The organism is Streptomyces sp. S6, assembly GCF_054880855.1.
Genome location: NZ_JBTYMC010000126.1, coordinates 1 through 18,083 on the forward strand (window position 1 = coordinate 1; position 18,083 = coordinate 18,083).

The 18,083-nt window shown below is 71.4% G+C and carries 18 protein-coding genes and 1 pseudogene; 10 read left to right on the forward strand and 9 right to left on the reverse strand.

What is annotated here, in order from left to right; genetic code table 11:
• The 4 genes from ACVNF4_RS18890 to ACVNF4_RS18905 form a co-directional block, all read left to right on the forward strand.
• A partial coding sequence (locus ACVNF4_RS18890) for a sarcosine oxidase subunit alpha family protein (RefSeq protein ID WP_461804011.1) occupies positions 1–2,639 on the forward strand: 2,639 nt, incomplete at its 5' end.
• Complete coding sequence (locus ACVNF4_RS18895; protein WP_461804012.1) at positions 2,632–3,228, forward strand: sarcosine oxidase subunit gamma; 597 nt, start codon at positions 2,632–2,634, stop codon at positions 3,226–3,228. The genes ACVNF4_RS18890 and ACVNF4_RS18895, both read left to right, overlap by 8 nt.
• Positions 3,229–3,264: 36 nt before the next feature.
• The gene (locus ACVNF4_RS18900; RefSeq protein WP_461804013.1) at positions 3,265–3,993 is read left to right on the forward strand and encodes a hypothetical protein; all 729 of its coding nucleotides are present in this window, start codon (positions 3,265–3,267) and stop codon (positions 3,991–3,993) included.
• Positions 3,990–4,835 carry an ATP-grasp domain-containing protein gene (locus tag ACVNF4_RS18905; protein WP_461804014.1) on the forward strand — a complete coding sequence of 282 codons (846 nt, stop codon included), beginning with the start codon at positions 3,990–3,992 and terminating at the stop codon, positions 4,833–4,835. Before ACVNF4_RS18900 ends, ACVNF4_RS18905 begins: the two co-directional genes overlap by 4 nt.
• On the opposite strand, the gene ACVNF4_RS18910 is transcribed toward ACVNF4_RS18905, so the two are convergent.
• The gene (locus ACVNF4_RS18910; protein WP_461804015.1) at positions 4,810–5,646 is read right to left on the reverse strand and encodes a winged helix-turn-helix transcriptional regulator; all 837 of its coding nucleotides are present in this window, start codon (positions 5,644–5,646) and stop codon (positions 4,810–4,812) included. The genes ACVNF4_RS18905 and ACVNF4_RS18910 overlap by 26 nt on opposite strands.
• 65 nt (positions 5,647–5,711) lie before the next feature.
• Here ACVNF4_RS18910 and eno point away from each other — a divergent pair, with 65 nt between their 5' ends.
• The 3 genes from eno to ACVNF4_RS18925 all read left to right on the forward strand — a co-directional run bounded on the left by eno (position 5,712) and on the right by ACVNF4_RS18925 (position 8,678).
• The gene (gene eno, locus ACVNF4_RS18915) at positions 5,712–6,995 is read left to right on the forward strand and encodes a phosphopyruvate hydratase (RefSeq protein WP_461804016.1); all 1,284 of its coding nucleotides are present in this window, start codon (positions 5,712–5,714) and stop codon (positions 6,993–6,995) included.
• Between the two features lie 145 nt (positions 6,996–7,140).
• Complete coding sequence (locus ACVNF4_RS18920) at positions 7,141–7,308, forward strand: hypothetical protein (RefSeq protein ID WP_461804017.1); 168 nt, start codon at positions 7,141–7,143, stop codon at positions 7,306–7,308.
• 113 nt (positions 7,309–7,421) lie between these two features.
• Positions 7,422–8,678, forward strand: a complete 1,257-nt coding sequence (locus ACVNF4_RS18925; RefSeq protein ID WP_461804018.1) for a cation:proton antiporter — start codon at positions 7,422–7,424, stop codon at positions 8,676–8,678.
• A 21-nt stretch (positions 8,679–8,699) separates the two neighbouring features.
• Here ACVNF4_RS18925 and thpD read toward each other — a convergent pair whose 3' ends face one another.
• The 8 genes from thpD to ACVNF4_RS18965 form a co-directional block, all read right to left on the reverse strand.
• Positions 8,700–9,587, reverse strand: coding sequence for an ectoine hydroxylase (gene thpD / locus ACVNF4_RS18930; protein WP_461804019.1), 888 nt, complete (start codon positions 9,585–9,587; stop codon positions 8,700–8,702).
• Positions 9,588–9,590: 3 nt separating this feature from the next.
• Positions 9,591–9,986, reverse strand: a complete 396-nt coding sequence (locus ACVNF4_RS18935) for an ectoine synthase (protein WP_461804020.1) — start codon at positions 9,984–9,986, stop codon at positions 9,591–9,593.
• A 26-nt stretch (positions 9,987–10,012) separates the two neighbouring features.
• Positions 10,013–11,275 carry a diaminobutyrate--2-oxoglutarate transaminase gene (gene ectB, locus ACVNF4_RS18940; RefSeq protein WP_461804021.1) on the reverse strand — a complete coding sequence of 421 codons (1,263 nt, stop codon included), beginning with the start codon at positions 11,273–11,275 and terminating at the stop codon, positions 10,013–10,015.
• Positions 11,276–11,304: 29 nt separating this feature from the next.
• On the reverse strand, positions 11,305–11,790 hold the full coding sequence (ectA, locus tag ACVNF4_RS18945) for a diaminobutyrate acetyltransferase (protein WP_461804022.1): 486 nt from the start codon (positions 11,788–11,790) through the stop codon (positions 11,305–11,307).
• 73 nt (positions 11,791–11,863) lie between these two features.
• Positions 11,864–12,622, reverse strand: coding sequence for an ectoine/hydroxyectoine ABC transporter ATP-binding protein EhuA (gene ehuA / locus ACVNF4_RS18950; RefSeq protein WP_461804028.1), 759 nt, complete (start codon positions 12,620–12,622; stop codon positions 11,864–11,866).
• 43 nt (positions 12,623–12,665) lie between these two features.
• On the reverse strand, positions 12,666–13,310 hold the full coding sequence (gene ehuD / locus ACVNF4_RS18955) for an ectoine/hydroxyectoine ABC transporter permease subunit EhuD (RefSeq protein ID WP_461804023.1): 645 nt from the start codon (positions 13,308–13,310) through the stop codon (positions 12,666–12,668).
• A complete protein-coding gene (gene ehuC, locus ACVNF4_RS18960) occupies positions 13,307–13,999 on the reverse strand; it encodes an ectoine/hydroxyectoine ABC transporter permease subunit EhuC (protein ID WP_461804024.1) in 693 nt (230 codons plus the stop codon). Before ehuC ends, ehuD begins: the two co-directional genes overlap by 4 nt.
• A 15-nt stretch (positions 14,000–14,014) precedes the next feature.
• Positions 14,015–14,893, reverse strand: coding sequence for a transporter substrate-binding domain-containing protein (locus ACVNF4_RS18965; protein ID WP_461804025.1), 879 nt, complete (start codon positions 14,891–14,893; stop codon positions 14,015–14,017).
• A gap of 386 nt (positions 14,894–15,279) precedes the next feature.
• Between ACVNF4_RS18965 and ACVNF4_RS18970 the strand changes: the two genes are divergently transcribed.
• From ACVNF4_RS18970 to ACVNF4_RS18980, 3 genes and pseudogenes are all read left to right on the forward strand, one after another.
• A complete protein-coding gene (locus ACVNF4_RS18970; protein WP_461804026.1) occupies positions 15,280–15,678 on the forward strand; it encodes a MerR family transcriptional regulator in 399 nt (132 codons plus the stop codon).
• A gap of 535 nt (positions 15,679–16,213) precedes the next feature.
• Entirely contained in the window at positions 16,214–17,254 is a 1,041-nt protein-coding gene (locus ACVNF4_RS18975; RefSeq protein WP_461804027.1) for a LacI family DNA-binding transcriptional regulator, read from the forward strand.
• A 77-nt stretch (positions 17,255–17,331) separates the two neighbouring features.
• Positions 17,332–18,083, forward strand: a pseudogene (locus ACVNF4_RS18980) (hypothetical protein); the annotation flags it as partial.

An 18,083-nucleotide genomic window follows, 5' to 3' on the forward strand; every position in this document is an offset into this window, starting at 1 on the left:
CCCTCTACCGGGGCCGCCCCCGAGGCATCGTCTCGGCGGGCGTCGAGGAGCCCAACGCCCTCATACAGCTGGCCGGTTCGTACTCCGAGGGCATGCTCCCGGCCACCACGATCGAGCTGTACGACGGCCTCGACGCCCGCACCCTCTCCGGCAAGGGCCGCCTCGACCCCGGCACCGATCCGGCCGTCTACGACAAGAAGTACGCCCACACGGACGTCCTGGTCGTCGGCGCCGGCCCCGCCGGACTCGCCGCCGCCGTCACCGCGAGCGACTCGGGCGCCCGGGTGATCCTCATCGACGACCGGCCGGAGTCCGGCGGCTCCCTCCTGGACCGCCAGGACTGGGTCACCGACCTCCGCACCCGCCTCGACGCGGCCCCCGACACCGTCGTCCTGCACCGCACCACCGCCTTCGGCGCCTACGACGACAACTACGTCCTCGCGCTCCAACACCGCACCGGACAGGCCGAGTTCGCGGGCGTCTCCCGGCAGCGCCTGTGGCACATCCGCGCCCGACAGGTCGTCCTGGCGACCGGTGCCCATGAACGCCCCCTCGTCTTCGCGGGCAACGACCGGCCGGGCGTGATGCTCGCCGGGGCCGTGCGGACGTACCTCAAGAGGTATGCGGTGAAGCCGGGTTCGCGGGCCGTGGTGAGCACGACCAACGACAGCGCGTACGACACCGTCGAGGCCCTGCGCGAGGCGGGCGTCGAGGTCGTGGCGATCGTCGACGCGCGGGAGGAGCTGTCCGCGCGGGCCGCTTCCGTGGGCGGGGTGGTGCTGACCGGCAGCGCGGTCGTCGAGACCTCGGGGGAGGGGCGGCTGAGCAGTGTCACCGTCCAGCGGCTGGACGGGAGTTCGGCGGTGGAGACGTTCGCGTGTGATCTGCTCGCGGTGTCGGGCGGGTGGAGTCCGGTCGTGCATCTGCACTCCCAGCGGCAGGGAAAGGTGCGCTGGGACGACGAGTCGGTGGCGTTCGTGCCGGACGGGACCGTGCGCGGGCAGCAGGTGGTGGGGGCGGCCCGGGGGACGTGGGGCACTCTTGATTGCATCGCCGAGGGCGCGCGGGCCGGGGCGCTGGCCGCCACTGAGGCCGGGTTCCCGGTGGCGGTGCCCGCGCCGGTCGAGGTGGGGGAGCGCGGTGTCACGCGGGCGCTGTGGCTCGTGCCCGGCGACTCCTACGACACCCACTTCGTCGACCTGCAACGGGACGTCACCGTCGCCGACGTACAGCGGTCGACCGGCGCTGGAATGCGGGGAGTCGAGCACGTCAAGCGCTACACCTCCCTCGGCACCGCGAACGACCAGGGCAAGACGTCCGGCGTCAACTCCATAGGCGTCATCGCCCAGTTGCTCGGCGGATCGCCCGGCGAGATCGGCACCACCGCCTACCGGGCCCCCTACACGCCGGTCGCGTTCGCCGCGCTCGCCGGGCGTGAGCGGGGCGACCTGTTCGACCCGGAACGCATGACGTCCGTGCACCACTGGCACGTCGAGCACGGGGCGGTGTTCGAGGACGTCGGGCAGTGGAAGCGGCCCCGCTACTACCCGCTCGGCGACGAGGACATGGACGCCGCCGTCGCCCGCGAGTGCCGGGCCGCCCGTGAGGGGGTCGCGTTCATGGACGCCTCCACCCTCGGGAAGATCGAGATCCGGGGCGCCGACGCGGGGGAGTTCCTCAACCGGATCTACACCAACGCGTTCAAGAAGCTGAAGCCGGGCACCGCCCGCTACGGCGTGATGTGCAAGCCCGACGGCATGATCTTCGACGACGGCGTGACCCTGCGCCTCGACGACGAGCGGTACTTCATGACGACCACCACCGGAGGCGCCGCCGGAGTCCTGGACTGGCTGGAGGAGTGGCTCCAGACCGAGTGGCCCGAACTGGACGTGTACTGCACGTCGGTGACCGAGCAGTGGGCGACGATCGCGGTCGTCGGCCCCAAGTCCCGTGACGTGGTCCGGCAGTTGGCGCCGGACGTCGACCTCTCCAACGAGGCGTTCCCGTTCATGGCGTTCCGCGAGACCACGCTCGCCTCGGGAGTCGCGGCCCGGATCTGCCGGATCTCCTTCTCCGGTGAACTCGCCTACGAGATCAACGTGTCCGCGTGGTACGGGCGGGCCGTCTGGGAGCAGGTCCACGCCGCCGGACAGCCCTACGGGATCACCCCCTACGGCACCGAGACCATGCACGTCCTGCGCGCCGAGAAGGGGTACGTCATCGTCGGACAGGACACCGACGGGACCGTCACCCCGCAGGACGCGGGGATGGGGTGGGTGGTGTCGAAGCAGAAGGAGTTCATCGGCAAACGCTCCTTCCAGCGCCCCGACACCCAGCGCGCCGACCGCAAACACCTGGTCGGCCTGCTCCCCGCCGACCGCACGACCCGGCTCCCCGAAGGCACCCAACTCCTCGCGCCGGACGCCGACTTGACGACCGTCCCGGTGCCGATGCTCGGCCACGTCACCTCCAGCTACCACAGCCAGGCCCTCGGCCGCCCCTTCGCCCTCGCCCTCGTCGCGGGCGGCCGGGACCGGCACGGCGAGACCCTCCTCGCGCCGGTGGGCGACGAGTTGGTGCCCGTCGAAGTGACCGACTTCGTCCTCTACGACCCCGAAGGGACCCGCCGAGATGGCTGACCAGATCGCGGTGAGCCCCCTGGCCCACCTCAAGGAACGGATGTCCGCGGCGGCCGTCGCCGGACCGAGGGGCGTCGGTCTGGCCGAACTCCCCTTCCTCACCATGGTGAACGTCCGCGTGCGGCCGTCCTCCGAGGCGGCGGCCCGCATCGAGAAGACCCTCGGCACCCCGCTGCCCCGCCAGTGCGGCCGGACCACCACCGCCGGTGTACACACGGCCACTTGGGCGGGCCCGGACGAATGGCTCGTCGTGTCCACCGCCGAACCGGCCGACCTGACAACGGAGTTGAAGGAGGCCCTCGGCGCGGACCCGGGCTCGGTGGTCGACGTCTCCGCCAACCGCACCACCCTCGAACTCACCGGCCCCAGCGCCCGCGCGGTCCTGGAGAAGGGCTGCCCCCTCGACCTCCACCCCCGCGTGTTCACCCCCGGCCGCGCGCTCTCCACGACCGTCGGCCCGGTCCCGGTCCTGCTCTGGCAGACCGGCGAGACGGCCTACCGCCTCTTCCCCCGCGCCTCGTTCGCGGACTACCTCGGGCGGTGGCTGATCGACGCCATGACGGAGTTCGCGGGGCCCGAAGTGCTCTGACTGCCACAGAGCGGCCGTTCCTGATGTACTGCGCGCATGGGACATGTGGAGGAAGCGCGTGAGTGGCTCGCCGCGCGAGGTGTCGTCGAGGCCGACGGAGGCTGGACGGACGCCGCCGAGCCGGGCAGACCGCGTACCGCGGACGACATCGCGCACAGCTGGGCCGGTGAGGTGTTCACGGACGACGGCCTGGACGCCGTCGGCCGTGCCCGCCTCGGCTTCGGGCTCCTCGACCTGCTCGACGAGTACTGGGTGACCTGCGAACTCCGTTTCGCCGCAGGCAGTCTGCCCCCGGGGGCCCTCTGGGACGGCTACCGGCGGCGCCTGGAGGAGGAACGTGACGCCGAGCCCGTCACCTACTCGCTGTGGGTGGACTGGTTCGAGGACCCGGAGACCGCGGAGGCGTCCTTCGCGGAGGTCCTCGGCGACGACCTGGACCGCGTCGTCGAGTCCCCCACCCCCGAACTGCTCCGCCGCGCCGGCCGCGTCCTGTCCAGCTCCGGTCCCGTCCCCTGGGCGGTGAAACACCGCGCCTACGACACCGTCGTCCAGCTCCCCGCCCTCCACCAGCCGTTGTTCGACGGGTTGTTGGCCGGCTACCACGACGTGTACGGCGACCTGGAACCGGCGTCGGCCCTCGCCCTCCTCGACCGCCTGACCCTCCCGGCGGACACGACCCACCTGGCCGAACTGCGCACGGTCCTGGCAGCAGGGCACCGGAACCACTACGCCAGCCCCGAGGCGTGGCAGGGGGCGGACGAATGAGGGCGCGAGTCCTGTACGTCACCGACCTGGCCTACGAGGCGCGGGGCCGCCGGTACTGCGACGAGGACATCTTCGTGACGTCCCGGCTGCGGGACGGCTTCGACGTCGCGGCGTGCCATCCGCTGGACGCCGCCGCGCTGATGGACGCGTTCGACGTGGTCGTCGTCCGCAACAGCGGGCCCGTGCTGCACTACCGGGAGGCGTACGAGTCGTTCCGGAAGCGGGCCCTGGAGAGTGGGGTGCGGGTGTACAACCCGCTGGGCGGGCGCGGGGACATGGCGGGGAAGGGGTATCTGCCGGAGCTGACCGGGAAGGGGTACCCGGTCATTCCGACGGTGGAACGGGCCGAGGATCTGGGCCTGTTGCCGGACGCCGGCGCGTATGCGGTGAAGCCGAGGGACGGGGCGGACTCCATAGGGCTCAGGTTCGTGACGGCCGGGGAACTCGCCGGGCTGGAGTACGGGGACATCCTGGTGCAGCCACGCATCGACTTCCGGTACGAGGTGTCCTTCTACTACATCGACGACGCCTTCCAGTACGCCCTGTACGCCCCCGACCCGCAGCGCCGCTGGGCACTGGAACCCTACGAACCCACCGGCGCGGACCTGGAGTTCGCCCGGCGCTTCATCGACTGGAACACACTCGACCACGGCATCCAGCGGGTGGACGCGTGCCGGACGCGGGAAGGGGAGCTGCTCCTCGTCGAGCTGGAGGACCTGAACCCGTACCTGTCGCTGGAACTGGTCGCCGGGCCGGAGGAGTTCGTGGCGAACATGGCGAAGTCGCTGCACCGGTTCCTGGAGACGTCCGGGCCGGTCACCTCGCCGGCCGGCGAGAACTGATCGCCAGCCGCAGGCTCTCCGTCACCGCGTGCGGGAGGTCGGTGACCGGGAACAGGACGTGGCGGACGGTCCGTTCGGCGTCGGCGACCAGGATCAGCCGCTTGTGCCGGAGCCGTCCCGCACCCCGGAACGTCGGCAGGCGCAGGGCGGCGGCGAGCCGGTGGTCCGCGTCGGAGTGGAGCGGGTAGGGGATCTCCTCGGCGCGGGTGAACGCGGCTTGCTCGACGGGGAGTTGAGTGCTCAGACCGCGCAACTCCACACCCGCGCGCCGGAAGTCCGGCCAGGCGTCACGGAAGAGCCGGTGCTCCAGGGTGCAGCCCGCCGCGCCGGGGATGGGCGGCTCGCCCCAGTCGACGCCGGTGCCGGGGTAGGTGAACAGGACGGTCGCGGCGGCGTCCGGTGAGACCAGGTCCTCCGGCAGCCGGGTGCCCGACAGGGCGTGCACACGGGCGTGTTCGGCGCCGTCCGCGTCGGCCGTCGCGGTGAGGGTGCCGTCTCCCAGGACCCAGCGGTCACCCCAGTCCTGCATCGCGACGAGCAGGGGGAGCAGGGCTGTTCCGGCGTCGGTCAGGAGGTACTCGTACCGCACCGGGCGGCGCTGGTAGAGGCTGCGGCGCAGGACGCCGTGCGCGACGAGCCGGCCGAGGCGCTCCGTGAGGACCTTGCGGGACAGGCCGATCTCGGCGGCGAGCGCGTCGAAACGGACGTGCCCTCGGGCGACTTCGCGCAGCACCAGTACGTTCCACCAGTCGCCCAGGACGAGGGCGGACTGCGCGATGCCGCAGGTCTCGTCGGCGTTGTGCATCTTCATGCCCCCATAGTAAGTTCCCTTTCGGGACTCACTTTGTTCTCAACCGGAACTTAAGGAGACGCGTCGTGACCGCGATCAGCAGGGTCGTCGCTCGGGAGATCATCGACAGCCGGGGCAACCCCACCGTCGAGGTGGACGTCGAACTGAAGGACGGCTCCCTCGGCCGGGCCGCCGTCCCCTCCGGGGCCTCGACCGGCGCGCGGGAGGCGGTGGAACTGCGCGACGGCGACCCGAACCGCTTCCATGGCAAGGGAGTTCGCCGCGCGGTCGACGCCGTGAACGAGACCATCGCGGACGCCGTCGTCGGCCTCGACGCCGAGGACCAGGCGACCGTCGACCACACGATGATCGAACTGGACGGCACGCCCTCGAAGTCGCGCCTCGGCGCCAACGCCCTGCTCGGCGTCTCCCTCGCCACCGCCAAGGCCGCGGCGGCGGCTCACCGCATGCCGCTCTACCGCTACGTCGGCGGCGTCGACGCGCGTCTGTTGCCCGTCCCGATGATGAACATCGTCAACGGCGGCGCCCACGCCGACAACCCGCTCGACTTCCAGGAGTTCATGATCGCCCCCGTCGGCGCGGCCACCTTCGCCGAGGCCGTCCGGATGGGCTCCGAGGTCTTCCACACCCTGCGCGCGAGCCTCCTGGCCGCCGGGCACAGCGTCAACGTCGGCGACGAGGGCGGCTTCGCCCCCGACCTGCGCACCGCCGACGAGGCCCTCGACTTCGTCGTCCGCGCGATCGAGGGGGCCGGCTTCAAGCCCGGCACCGACATCACCCTCGTCATGGACCCGGCCGCCTCCGAGTTCCACAAGGACGGCATGTACGTCTACGCCGGGGAAGGCGTCCGCCGCACCTCCGCCGAACATGCCGCGTACCTCACGGAGTTGGTCGGCCGCTACCCCATCGCCTCCATCGAGGACCCCATGGGCGAGCACGACCACGAAGGCTGGCAGGCCCTCACCGCGAGCCTCGGCGACCACTGCCAGCTCACCGGCGACGACGTCTTCTGCACCGACGAGACCCTCCTGCGCGCCGGCATCCGCGACGGCGTCGCCAACTCGGTCCTGGTCAAGGTCAACCAGATCGGCACCCTCACCGAGACCCTCGCCACCGTCTCCACCGCCCACCGCGCCGGGTACACCGTCGTCATGTCCCACCGCTCCGGCGAGACCGAGGACACCACCATCGCCGACCTCGCCGTCGCCACCACCTGCGGCCAGATCAAGACCGGCTCCCTCTCCCGCGCCGACCGCACCGCCAAGTACAACCAACTCGTCCGCATCGAGGAGGAACTGGGCAGGCAGGCGCGGTACGCGGGGGCCGAGGCACTGGGGCTGCGCCGCTGACGGCGGAGCGGCGGGGTGGGCCGAAGGGTTGAGAGGACAGGCACGGCGGTCCTTCTCCAGAACGACCTCACCCCGCCGATCGGCGGGGTGAGGACCAGACTTCTGCCGGATGGTGGCGGCGGCCTCGGTCGGCCAGAGTTGAGGCATGGAACGACACGAACAGCTGAAGGAACGCCGGTCGCGTGGTGGCCGGTGGGAGGGCGTCATGCTGAGCCTGGCGGCCGGGATCGCGGTGCTGGCGGTGATCCGCCCGGATCTGTACGGCGGACTCGTGGAAGGGTTCGCCGCACATGTGACGGGAACCAGCCACTGACCCGTACGCTGCCCGTACACCCTGTTCGTCCCCCTTTCGTCCCCTATCCTTCCTCTCCCCCCTCCCCCCTCTCCCCCCACCCCCTCTCCCCGTCTCGATGGAAGCCCCGCTCAGTGATCCCCACCATCCTGGCCGCCGCGGTGATGGCCCTGATCCGCTCGCTCGCCGCGCTCCGTCTCCAGCGCTGGCACCTCGGCGCCCCGGCGACCATGGTGCTGGCCGGTGTCGTGGTCGGGGTCGTCGTCGAGGACTCCGTCGCCGCCGCCCTCAACACCGAGATGGCCCAGCACGCCGCCGAGATCATCCTGGCGTTCCTGCTGTTCGTCGACGCGACCGAGGTGCGCGGCGGACGGCTGTGGGGGAACTCGCCCCGACTGGTCGCCCGGGTCCTGCTCATCGCGTTCCCGCTGAGCCTGGGCGCCGCGATGGTGCTCGGCAAGCTCGTCTTCCCGGACCTCTCCTGGGCGCTGATGCTGGTCATCGCCTGCGTCGTCGTCCCCATCGACTTCGCGCCCAGTGAAGGGGTCGTCCGGGACGGGCGGCTGTCGTCGCGCGTGCGGAGCGTCCTGAACGTCGAGAGCGGCTACAACGACGGCATCGCGTCGCCGCTCTTCCTCTTCGCGCTGATCCTCGCCGGCGGCAGCACCACCCTCCACACCCCGGCACAGGCCCTGACCAGCGCCGCCGAGCAGGCCGTGAAGGCGATCCTCGCCGGCGTCGTCATCGGCGGCCTCATCGCGTGGCTGCTGCACCGCGCCGACCGGGCCGGCTGGACGACCGACCAGTCACGCCGGTTCGCCGTGCTCCTGACCCCGCTGATCGCCTACACGGCAGGCGTCGAGATCGGCGGCAACGGCTTCGTCACCTCGTTCGTGTGCGGGATCGCGTTCCGGTACGCCCACCGCGTCCTCGTCGCCCGCAGGCAGGCCCACCGCTCGTCCATCGGCACCCACGAGACAGGCCTCCTGGAGGACGTCACCTCGCTGATGACGATGACCATGTGGTTCGTCGTCGGCCTCGCGACCGTCATCACCTTCGCCCTCGGGGTGAGCTGGCACGTCGTCGTGTTCTGCCTCGCCGCCCTCACCGTCGTCCGCGTCGTCCCCGTCCTCCTCGCCTTCCTCGGTTCCCCGCTCGGCCGGTGGGACCGGGTGCTGGTCGGGCTGCTCGGGCCCCGGGGCACGACCACCATCGTGTTCGGGCTCATCGCCTACAACGGCCTCCCGGACGGGATCCGGGCGGACGCCGTGCTCCAGACGACGGTGCTGACCGTGCTGGGGAGCGTGCTGCTGCACGGGATGTGCTCCGAGGCGGTCATCAGACGGTCCGCGAAGGCCCGGGAGCACGAGGGTGTGCCGGTACCCCTGTAGCGGGGCACCGGCACGGGCCGGTTACCGCACCGGCGTGAAGTCCCGCGCCCCGATGTACTCCGGACGGCGGACGGGCGCCGCGAACGGCTCGACCGCCTCGTTCTCGACGCTGTTGAAGACGACGAAGAGGTTGGAGCGCGGGTAGGGGGTGATGTTGTCGCCGGAGCCGTGCATGGCGTTGCAGTCGAACCAGACGGCGGACCCGGCAGGGCCGGTGAAGAGGCGGATGCCGTGGGCGTCGGCGAGCCGGCGCAGGGCTTCGTGCGAGGGGGTGCCCGCGTCCTGCATCTGCAGGGACCGCTTGTAGTTGTCGCGCGGGGTCGCACCGGCGCAGCCGAGGAACGTGCGGTGCGAGCCCGGCATGATCATGAGGCCGCCGTTGGTGTCGAGGTTGGGCGTCAGGGCGATGGACACCGAGACGGTCCGCATCCGGGGGAGGCCGTCCTCCGCGTGCCACGTCTCGAAGTCGGAGTGCCAGTAGAAGCCGGACGCCCCGAACCCGGGCTTCACGTTGATCCGCGACTGGTGGACGTACACGTCGGAGCCGAGGATCTGCCGGGCCCGCCCCACGACCCGCTCGTCCCGCACGAGGGACGCGAAGACCTCGCTGATCCGGTGCACCTCGAAGACCGAACGCACCTCCCCGGAGCGGGGTTCGACGATCGCCCGTTCGTCGGCGCGGACGGCGGGGTCGTGCAGCAGTCGGTCCAACTCGACCCGGTAGCGGGTCACTTCACCGGGGTCGAGCAGCCGGTCGACCGAGCGGAAGCCGTCCGCGTCGAACGATGCGAGGTCGTCCGGCGTGAAGGGGCCGGGGCGGTCCGGGGGCGACCAGACGACCGGGTCCCGACGGGGGACGGCGGTCTCGGTGGCGCCCCGGCTCGGGTAGATGTCGGTGAGCGTGGTCATGGTTCAGTCCTCCAGCAGCAGGGGGTAGGCGCCGTTCTCGTCGTGGTCCTCGCGTCCGGTGACGGGCGGGTTGAACACGCACACGCACCGGAAGTCGGTCCTGGGGCGCAGGGTGTGCCGCTCATGGCCGTCCAGCAGGTACATCGTGCCCGGCGTGATCTCGTGGACCTCGCCCGTCTCCTCGTCGGTGAGTTCGGCCTCGCCCTCGACGCACAGGACGGCCTCCACGTGGTGCGCGTACCACATGCCGGTCTCGGTACCGGCGTACAGCACCGTCTCGTGCAGGGAGAAACCCACCTTCTCCCGGGCGAGGACGAGGCGTTTGCTCTCCCAGGTCCCCGACCTGGACCTGATGTGCCGGTCGGTGTTCTCGATCTCGGCCAGCGATCGGATGATCACGCAATCTCCTGGTTGTCGATATGTCTTCAGGCCGACGCCCGGACCGCCCGCCCGAGAATGTCCAGCCCCTCCTCCAGCTCCCCATCGCTCACCGTCAGCGCGGGCAGCAGCTTCACGACCTCCCCCCGCGGCCCCGACGTCTCCAGCAGCAGCCCCCGCTCGAACGCCCGCGCACAGACGGCGTCGGCCCGCGCCGGATCGTCGAACTCGACGCCCCACACCAGCCCCCGCCCCCGGCACGCCGTCCCCGCGTGCTCGGCGCACAGCGCGAGGAGCCGCTGCTCGACGGCCTCCCCGAGCCGTGCCGTGCGCAGTTCCGTCTCCTTGTCCGCCCAGTACGCGTGCAGCGCGGCCGTCGCCGTCACGAACGCCGGGTTGTTGCCCCGGAACGTGCCGTTGTGCTCACCCGGCTCCCACAGGTCGAGTTCGGGGGCGAAGAGGGTGAGCGCCATGGGCAGCCCGTACCCGCTGATGGACTTGGAGACGGTGACGATGTCCGGGGTGATGCCCGCCTCCTCGAAGGAGAAGAACGGCCCCGTGCGCCCGCACCCCATCTGGATGTCGTCGACGATCAGCAGCATGTCGTGGCGCGCGCACAGCGCCGCGAGCCCCCGCAGCCACTCCGGCCGGGCCACGTTCACCCCGCCCTCGCCCTGCACGGTCTCGACGATGACCGCCGCCGGATGGTTCAGCCCGGACCCGGTGTCCGCGAGGAGCCGCTCGAACCACAGGAAGTCCGGGGTTCGCCCGTCGAGGTAGTCGTCGAACGGCATCGGTGTCCCGTGCACCAGCGGTATCCCCGCCCCGGCCCGCTTGAAGGCGTTGCCGGTGACGGCTAGCGAGCCGAGCGTCATGCCGTGGAACGCGTTCGTGAACGAGACGACCGACTCCCGCCCCTTCGCCTTGCGCGCCAGCTTCAGCGCGGCCTCCACGGCGTTGGTGCCCGTCGGCCCCGGAAACATCACCTTGTACGCCAGGCCGCGCGGCTTGAGCACCAGCTCGTGGAAGCTCTCCAGGAAGGCCCGTTTGGCGGTGGTCGCCATGTCCAGGCCGTGGGTGATGCCGTCGCGCTCCAGATGGTCGAGCAGGGCGCGCTTGAGGACGGGGTTGTTGTGCCCGTAGTTCAGGGACCCGGCGCCGGAGAAGAAGTCCAGGTAGCGGCGGCCGTCCTCGGACCACAGGTGGCTGCCCCGGGCCTGGTCGAAGACGACGGGCCAGCCCCGGCAGTAGCTGCGGACCTCGGACTCCAGCAGTTCGAACGTGCTCAGGGGGGTCTCGGTGGTGGTCATGCGGGAACTCCTGGTGGTGGGGGGAGGGTTCAGCTCAACGGGCTGATGCGGTGCAGGACTTCGGGCTCGTGCCCGCCGCCGGGGAACGCCGTGCCGTCGAAGAGGACGGTCCGCTCGACGTCCGCCCCGTGCCGGCGTGCGTACGCCTCGAACAGGGCCCGGGAGGCGGCGTTGTCCGGTGTGACGGTGGTCTCCACCGACGCGGCGGCGGTCCGCGCGGTCAGCGCGTCCAGCAGGGCACCGGCCAGACCACGGCCCCGGTGGGCGTCGTCCACGGCGATCTGCCAGACGAAGAGAGTGCCGGGGCGGTCGGGCCGCAGATAGCCGGTGACGAATCCGACGGGAGCGCCCTCGTGCCGGGCGACCGCCGAGGTGTCCGCGAAGTCACGGCACCAAAGGAGGTAACTGTAGGGGGAGTTCAGATCGAGGACCCCGGAGTCCCGGGCGATGCGCCACAGGGCGCTCCCGTCATCCACGGTCGGGCGGTCGATGGTGGGGGCAGGGTGGAAGGGCATGGGTCCCTTGGGTCGGGAACAGGGGCGCGGGTGAGGGCTGCGAAAGGTGGACCACGCGCGGCGGCAAGGGAGTTCACAGGACGGCGCTCAGGAATTCCCGCGTACGGGGGTGACTCGGCGCGTTGAAGAGTTGCTCGGGGGTGCCCGACTCGACGATCCGGCCCGCGTCGAACATCAGGACCTCGTCGGAGACGTCCCGCGCGAACCCCATCTCGTGGGTGACACAGAGCAGGGTGATGTCGGTGGTGGCCGCGATCTCCCGCAGCAGGTCGAGGATCCCGGAGACGAGTTCGGGGTCCAGCGCCGAGGTCACCTCGTCGAGCAGGAGGATCTCCGGCTCCATGGCCAGGGCTCGCGCGATAGCGACCCGCTGTTGCTGGCCTCCCGACAGCCGTGTCGGGTGCTCGTCGGCCTTGTCCGCGAGGCCGACCATGTCGAGGAGTTCCCGCGCCCGCGCCTGAGCCTGCTCCTGGGGCTGCCCGAGGGTGCGGACGGGAGCCTCCGTGATGTTGCGCAGGACGTTCATGTGCGGGAACAGGTTGAAGTGCTGGAACACCATGCCGATACGGCGCCGGATCGGCCGCAGGTGCTTCTCGTCGGCCGGCTTCAGGGAACCGTCGTCCGCGCGGCGGTGCGTGAGGGGCTCGCCGTCCACCCAGATCACTCCGTCCGACACCCGCTCCAGCGTCATCAGCAGCCGCAGGATGGTGGTCTTGCCGGAGCCGGACGGGCCGATCAGCGTGAGGTGCCGGCCTCGGTCGGCCGTGAAGTCGAGTCCGTCGAGGACCGTGTGGTCGCCGTAGCGTTTGACGACCCGTTCGAAACGGACCATCGGCGGCTTGGCCACGGGAGTGTTCTGGGGCTGGGATTCGATGTCAGTGGCCAAGGCGTTGCTCCAGTTTCCGCAGGGCGAGCGAGGTCGGCCAGCTCGCCAGCAGGAAGACGAGTCCGGCGAGGGTGAACGCCTCGGGGTAGGCGAAGTGGTCGGCGCCGAACTCGCGTGCATGCGCGACCATTTCCGCGACGGTGATCACGGCGAGGAAGGGCGTCTCCTTGAACATGGCGATCGCGTAGTTGCCGAGCGACGGCAGCACCGTCCGGACCGCCTGTGGCAGGACGACGTCGGCCCACGTCCGCACCGGCGACAGCGACAGCGCCCGCGCCGCCTCCCACTGGCCTCGCGGAACGGCGTCGATCCCGGCCCGGTAGACCTCCGCGAGGTAGGCCGAGTAGTGCACGCCGAGCACCGCGACACCGAGCGTCAGCGGCGACACCGAGGTGAACACCGCGTACGCACCCGCGAGTTGGACGAGCAGTGGAGTCGAGCGCACGAACTCCGCGACGGCCCTGACAGGCCAGGACACCCAGCGGCTCGGCGCCCGTCCGCCGACCGCGAGGGCGAGGCCGAGGACAGCGGCGACGAGGGTGCCGAGGGCGGTCGCCAGGAGCGTCGTCCGGAACCCGGTGAGCAGTAGCGGCAGCGCCTCGCGGGCCGCCTCCCAGTCCCACTGGTGCGTCACGGCCGACCTCCGCTCGTCGCCGTCGTCCTGCCGAGCCTGCCGGCGGCCTGCCGCTCCAGGAGCCCCATCCCGGCCGTCAGCAGGCGAGCGAGGGCGAAGTACAGGACCAGCAGCGTCAGATACGCGGGAATCGTCTCGCCCGTGCGGTCGCGCAGGGACTGGACGACCGTCGTCAGATCCGCCACCGAGATCAGCCACAGCAGCGGCGTCGCCTTCAGCATCTGGATCAGCAGATTCGTGAACGGCGGGATCATCTGCGGCCACGCCTGCGGCAGGGCGATGCGGTAAAGGCGTTGCGGCGGCGTGAAGTTGAGGGCCACGGCGGCCTCCCGCTGCGGCGCGGGCACCGCCGCCAGCGCACCCCGGACCACCTCTGAGCCGTACGCCCCGTAGTTCAGGCCGAGCGCGAGAACCCCGCACACCAGCGGGCCGAACTCGTACCCGGTGAGCAGCGGGAACGCGTAGTACAGCCAGAAGAGCTGGATGTAGAGGGACGTGCCCCGGAAGAACTCGACGACCCCCCTCGACGTCCAACGAGCCATGCGCGGGCGGGCGTTCGCCGCCAGCCCGCAGACGAACGCGACGACGGCCGCGAGCAGCGCGCCCAGCACGGTTGCCTCGACGGTCACCCACAACCCGGAGGCCACCGAGGGGAGTTCGGAGAGGAAGGCGGACAGGAAGTCACCCATGGCAGTGCCCCCGCGTCAGGCCGCGCACAGCCGTGCCGTCGTCAGCGCGGCAGGGGGTTGTTCGGCGGCGGTGAAGCCGTAGGGGCCGAGCAGTTTCACGTACCGCTGCCGGTCGGAGGTGATCTTCTTCAGCTCGGTGTCGAAGGCGTCCCGCAAGGATTCGGCACCTTTGCGGAAGACGGCCCCACCGGGGCTGTACTGCTTCACCCCGCCGATCATCGGCAGGAACGGCTCGGTGACCTCAAGTCCCTTGTTGGTCCTGGCGAGCCAGCGCAGTGAGATGCCGGTCAGGACGAACGCGTCGATCCGCCCGTTCTTCACGGCGTCGGCGCCGTCCTGCGGCTTCGTCAGCGTCTTCACCTTGCCCGAGGGGATGCCGGCCGCCTCCACGTACCCCTTCTCGGCGGCCCCGGACATCACCCCGAGGGTGACGCCGGCCCGCTTCGCCGACGCCAGGTCGCCGAGCTGCTCCGGGTTCCCGGACGGCACCATCATCGCGGTCGGCGAGATGAACTCCGGCTGCGAGAATGCGGCCTTCTCGCAGCGGTCGGGGAGGATCGCCATGCCGGCGCTGATCACCTCGTACTTCCCGGCCAGCAACCCCGGGATCAGGCCGTCCCACTCCGAGAACACCGGCTCCAGCTTCGGTACGCCGAGCGCCTTGAACACCTCCGCGTGCAGTGTCGGCGCCTCGCCCTTGAGGGTGCCGCCCTCCTTGAAGCCGTACGGTGCCTCGTTCGCGTAGGCGACCTTCACGGAGCCTCGCTCGCGGAGCTTGGCGAGGAGATCCGCGTCGTCGGCCGCGCCGCCCTCGGTCCTGCTGCACGCGGCGAGGGCACCTGCGGAGGCGAGGACGAGGAGTCGGCGGCGGGTCAGGACGGTCTGGCTGGGCATCACGTGAAGTCCCCTGGTCGGGTGGTCGCGTTCGTCGTGCGGACGCACCTGCCCGGACTGACCGTTGTATGTCGGCCGACCCGGCAGTGTTATCGGCTCGTGACATGACCGTTTCGGCATCCTTAGCGATGTGGGCGTTTGATCGGCGGACCGTCGGCCGATGTGAGAACGCGCAGGTCGAAGCGGGGAGATGGGGTGAACCTTTCGCCATACGGGAATGCGCGGGCCCGGGCGGTCGTCGGGCGGGGCCACCCCGGCGCCGAAACCGGCCGGAATCAGGCCAACGGCGGGCGAGGCCGGTGGTCGTGATCATGTCGGGCAGGCCCTCGGCCTGCCGCTAGGCTTGGATCTCCGCAGCGGCAGACGAAGGAAGAAGGGCACTCCGTGTGAGCGGCCAGCACATGCAGATCGGCGAGGTCGCCGTACGGACCGACCTTCCGTTACGCACCATCCGGCACTACGAGGACGCCGGTCTCGTCGCCCCCTCCGCCCGCTCGCAGGGCGGCTTCCACCTCTACACCGAGTCCGACGTCGCCCGCCTCACGGTCGTCCGCAGCATGAAACCCCTCGGCTTCACCCTGGACGAGATACGGACCCTGCTGGAGACGACGGACCGGCTGGACTCCGGAGAGCCGCTGTCCCCCCGCGAGGCCGGGCAACTCCTCGGCCGGATACGGGTGTTCGAGCAGGCCGCACAGCGCAAGGTCGAGGAACTGCGGGCCCAGCTCGCCCAGGCGGAGGAGTTCGCGGGGGCGCTTTCGGCGCGGTTGGGGCGGAGGCGGTGAGGGGGTGAGGGGGCGGGGGTGAGAGGGGAGGGGCGTGGGGGCCGGTGCCGGGCGGGTCGCGGGTGACTGGGTACCGCGGGGCGTGAACGCGACGGGAGAGCGGCCTCGGCCCTGGGGGCGGCTCCGGCCCAGTTGCGCGGGTTCCTGGGTGTGGGGGGCTTCGGCCCGGTGGTGCGGGTCCCTGGTTGTGGAGGCGGCTCCGGTTCAGCGGCACGGCCTCCGGATCAGGAGAGGTCCCTGGTCGGGGAGTTGGCCTGCGGCCGGGGAGCTGGTCACGGGTCCGAGAGTTGGCCTCCGGTCCGGGAGCTGGTCCCCGGTCCAGGAGTCGGTCCCCGGCCCGGGAGACGGTCCCTGGTCCGGGAGTTGGCCTGTGGTTTGGGGGTCGGTCCCTGGTCCGGGAGTTGGCCTCTGGTCGGGGAGTCGGCCTGCGGTCCGGGAGTTGGCCTCCGGCCGGGGAGTTGGTCCCGGGCCCGGGAGTCAGGCCCCGGTCCAGGAGAATGGCTCTGGTCCAAGAGCAGTCAGGCGGGAGGCGGACATGGTGGGCGGCGACGGACCCGTGACCCTGCGTGGCCTCGCGGAGCGGCTCGGGCTGCATGTGTCCACGGTTTCGCGGGTACTCAACGGCCCCGCCGGCGCGCAGGGGCGTGCGGCCTCAGGTGATACCGCGCGCCGGATCCGGGAACTCGCCGACGAACTCGGTTACCGTCCCAACCCGCACGCCACCAGCCTGCGCACTCGCCGCAGCAACCTCGTCGGGGTCCTCTTCCCCCGCCTCTCGGAGATCGTGGTCGCCACCATCTACGAGGGCATCGAGGAGGAGGCGACGAAGTGCGGTCTCTCCACCTTCGTCACCAACACCCACGACGACCCCGCCACCCAGCGCGAGCGGATCGCCATGGTCCTCGGCCGCAGGGTCGACGGCCTCGTCGTCGGCGACGCGCACCTCGACGGCGCCGCCCTCACCACCCCCGCCCTGGCCGCCACCCCCTTCGTCCTCGTCAACCGCCGCACCGACACCGGCCACCCCGCGATCACCTGCGACGACCGCCTCGGCGGACGCCTGGTCGCCGAGCACTTCCTCGCCCTCGGCCACCGCGAGGTCGCCGTCGTCGCGGGCGAACCCTTCGCCAGCACCGGCATCGACCGCACGGCCGGCTTCACCGACCGCTACCGCGAAGCGGGCCTGCCGGTGCGCGCCCACCGGATACGCCACTGCCGGTTCGACACGGGCGGCGGACACCGGGCCGCCGCCGACCTCCTCACCGGCCCCGACCGGCCCACCGCGGTGTTCGCCGTCAACGACCTCGCCGCGATCGGCACCATTGGCGCCGCCCGCGACCTGGGCCTCGGCCTCGGCGACGACCTCGCGCTCGCCGGCTTCAACGACACACCGCTGGCCGCCGAACTCCCCGTCCCGCTCACGAGCGTCCACTCCCCGATGGCCGAACAGGGCAGGCGGGCCGTGCGGATGCTGCTGCGGCGGATCGCGGGGGAGACCGTCGAGTCCGAGGCGCTGACACCGCACCTCGTGGTGCGGGCCTCCACGGGAGCGCCGGTCGGGCCGAGCCTGGCGTGAGGTGAACTTCCCCTGAAGGGTGGGCAATTCGGTTGCCCAAACGATTGGGCAACGCATATGGTCCACCCTCTACGGCTATGGGGGTGGGCTCGGTGAAGTGGTTCGGCAGAGGGCGCGCGACGGCCTCGAAATCCCGCACGGCGTTCGCGGCGGATCTCCAGGCGGCCAGCCAACACGCGGAGTTGACCGGCCGCACGGGCAACGCCGGGGAAGCCGCGCTGAGGTACGCACAACTCGTCGCGGAGGCCGAGCGCGCCCTCGGGCCGGACGACACCGACACCCTGGCCCTGCGCCACCAACTGGCCCACTGGACAGGCGAGTCGGGTCGCCCCGAGGATGCGGTGCGCCAGTTCACCCGGCTGCTGGCCGACCGGGACCGCGTCCAAGGGCCCGGCCACCGCGACGCCGGACTCGTCCGGCACCAACTCGCCCACTGGCACGGCCGCGCGGGCCGCCCCGAGGAGGCCGTGCGCCGCTACGAGACCATGCGCCGGGAGGCCGAGCGGGAGAACCGCACCGAGACGGCGCTCACCCTGCTGTGCGAGGTGGGCTACTGGCAGCAGAAGAGCGGCGACACGGCGGCGGCGCTGCGCGCGTTCACCCTCATGCTGGAGACCGCCCGCCGTGAACTCGGCCCGAGCCACCAGCTCGTGCGGATCGCCCGCCAGCGCTACACCGAGGTCGCGGGCCGCCTCCCCTTCGGCGACGAGAGCGGACACGACGGACTGAGCGACCTCTTCGCGACCGCCGCCGCCGTCGAGGCCGAGGGCGACTTCGCCCGCGCGGGCCGCATGTACGCCGAGGCCGCCGCCCTCAGCGAGCGGCTGAG